This window comes from Mesorhizobium sp. M1066 (assembly GCF_040318635.1).
In the GTDB taxonomy this organism is placed as follows: domain Bacteria; phylum Pseudomonadota; class Alphaproteobacteria; order Rhizobiales; family Rhizobiaceae; genus Mesorhizobium.
Genome location: NZ_JAMYMR010000100.1, coordinates 1 through 2,085 on the forward strand (window position 1 = coordinate 1; position 2,085 = coordinate 2,085).

At 58.3% G+C, this 2,085-nt stretch carries 2 protein-coding genes; both read right to left on the bottom strand.

From position 1 onward, the window contains the following. Positions 1 to 759: 759 nt before the first annotated feature. Entirely contained in the window at positions 760 to 1,161 is a 402-nt protein-coding gene (locus NKH52_RS35240; protein ID WP_352736874.1) for a hypothetical protein, read from the bottom strand. After that, positions 1,161 to 2,018, bottom strand: coding sequence for an ATP-dependent DNA ligase (locus NKH52_RS35245; protein WP_352736876.1), 858 nt, complete (start codon positions 2,016 to 2,018; stop codon positions 1,161 to 1,163). The genes NKH52_RS35240 and NKH52_RS35245 overlap by 1 nt, the downstream gene beginning before the upstream one ends. Between the last annotated feature and the right edge of the window lie 67 nt (positions 2,019 to 2,085).

Genomic DNA, 2,085 nt, shown 5'->3' on the forward strand with positions numbered 1-2,085 from the left:
ATCCTCGGCACCGTCACGTCAACCGAATGCCGAAATTACTTCACAGAGGCAGGCTATGCCCAACCTAAATTCATCCCGCTCTAGTTCGCGCATCGCTGCCGACAGTCAGACAGAGCAGGTAGCATCAACAGCGACGAACGCCGTCAAAGGCTGAAGGGCTGCTTGTCGACAACTTCGTTCCGAAACCGGAAGGGCAAGTTTCGTCCCCAATGCTGCCGAACCGGAAGGCCCCTGATGTTGGCCATTCAGAGAGCGTCCTTTGAACGTCATCCAACACTCGGTCAGCGTGACCAGCGCAGTCTCGCGGCTGGCTTCTCCGACCTCGGGCGGTTCGCACATTATTACCGGCGCATGTATGGAGCAACGCCATCCCAGACGCGTCGCAAGTGGGCGGGTCCGAAATTTGCGGATATCAACTAGATTTCGGTTGCCAATATCATCAGCGAGCCAAGGCTCGGTGTGTAGAGGTGAAATAGCGATGCTGGCTTGGTCGCGTGGGATTTCCTGACGCGAGTGATCAGCGGCGTAACCGGAGGACGCAGTGTCGGATCTGCCTCAGCGGCAGCAGCACCCCCGGGTGTCAGGCAGGCCACGATGACGGCCAGTGTCTGGTGGCTCCTCATGCTGACTGCTTGCGGAGGGGGACCGGAAGGCGTTCTGGCGCCCGTAGTGGAAGACATGGTATCGGAGTCAACTTCGAAAGTGACGATGCTGGTCGCCCATTTATTTTGAACGTTTTTCCGACTAAGAGCAGCATAGCTAAACTGAGGAGCAAGAGGAAAGATGCTGACGAAGGACGAGGGCAGTCCAGAGAAATTCTTTTGAACCTTGACATGAACAGACAATATCGAGGTCTTGCTCGCTTGTCGCGCAGGACGCGCCGCGGCGTCGAGGATGCGGGGCACTACGCCTAGCGGTCAACGTAGAACGGCGAGTCAGCATTGCTGTTCGTGTAACAGCAACTTCCGCTTCCATCTGATCGCTGACAGGCTTCACCTTGCCGGCGTCGGCCAAAGGAAGGTCATCAAAACCCTGCAGCCAAGCGTCGGCGTGCTCGTCCCAATACTCCGGCACTGAGCGCTCCGTGCCGTTCTTGCGTGCCTGAGCGCCATACGTCCAGGCATAGGTGATGCGCTCCTGATCCTTCTTGGCAACCGCCATTATTCCTCCTCCCGGTAATCGAGTAGCTTCGCGTGGCGTAGTTGCTCCTCACCTTTCAGGAACTCCACGCGGCCGACAAGACCCGGGTTCAGCCATTCCGCCTTGTCTCTCTTCAGGCCTTTCGGCACCGGTCCGCCGATTTTGCCCTGCACGCGGTCCCATAGCCGCTTGCGTTTGTCGAACTTGACGTTGGCGGTGCCGACATAGCGGCCCTTGTCGGCCATCAGAACCCTTGCTGCCTGACCCGGGTCACGCTGGACGCCGATGATGTCCATCTCCTTTTCATCATAGCACTTAATCTTTCGCCAGTTCATCGTCGGGCCGCTGCGATAGAGACTGTCCCGGCGCTTCGAGACGATGCCTTCCTGTCCAGTCTGGTCCGCGACGTAGTAAACGGCGTCACCCGTGCCGGGCATCGCCTCGCTGAATTGGATGCGGCCGCCGGCCTCGATCATTCCCTGCAGGATCTCGCGCCGGTCCTCGAGCGGCATGCTGCGCAGGTCATGTCCGTTTAGGTGCAGCAAATCGAAGGCGACGAGAAAATAGTCCTGATAGGTCTCGCGGCTGCTGACCGCCGACTGCAGCGCATGGAAATCGGAGCGTCCAGCCTCATCAACCACGATGGCTTCACCCTCAATGATGAAGTCGTCGGCTTCAATCGCGTCGGCCTGGTCGGCAAGGATCCGGTAGCGTGCAGTCCAGTCGTACCCTCTCCTCGTCAGCACGCGGATGCCGTCTTCGTCCTTGATGATCTGCGTGCGGTAGCCGTCGAACTTTATCTCGTGAATCCAGTCGTCACCCTCTGGCGGGTCGTCGACAAGCTCCGGCTCCATCGGCTTGACGAACCTCAAACGCATGAACTGACCCACACCCGCGATTCAATCAGCTTTAGCTAAAATAGTTCCAAGAAGGATGAACGATGTG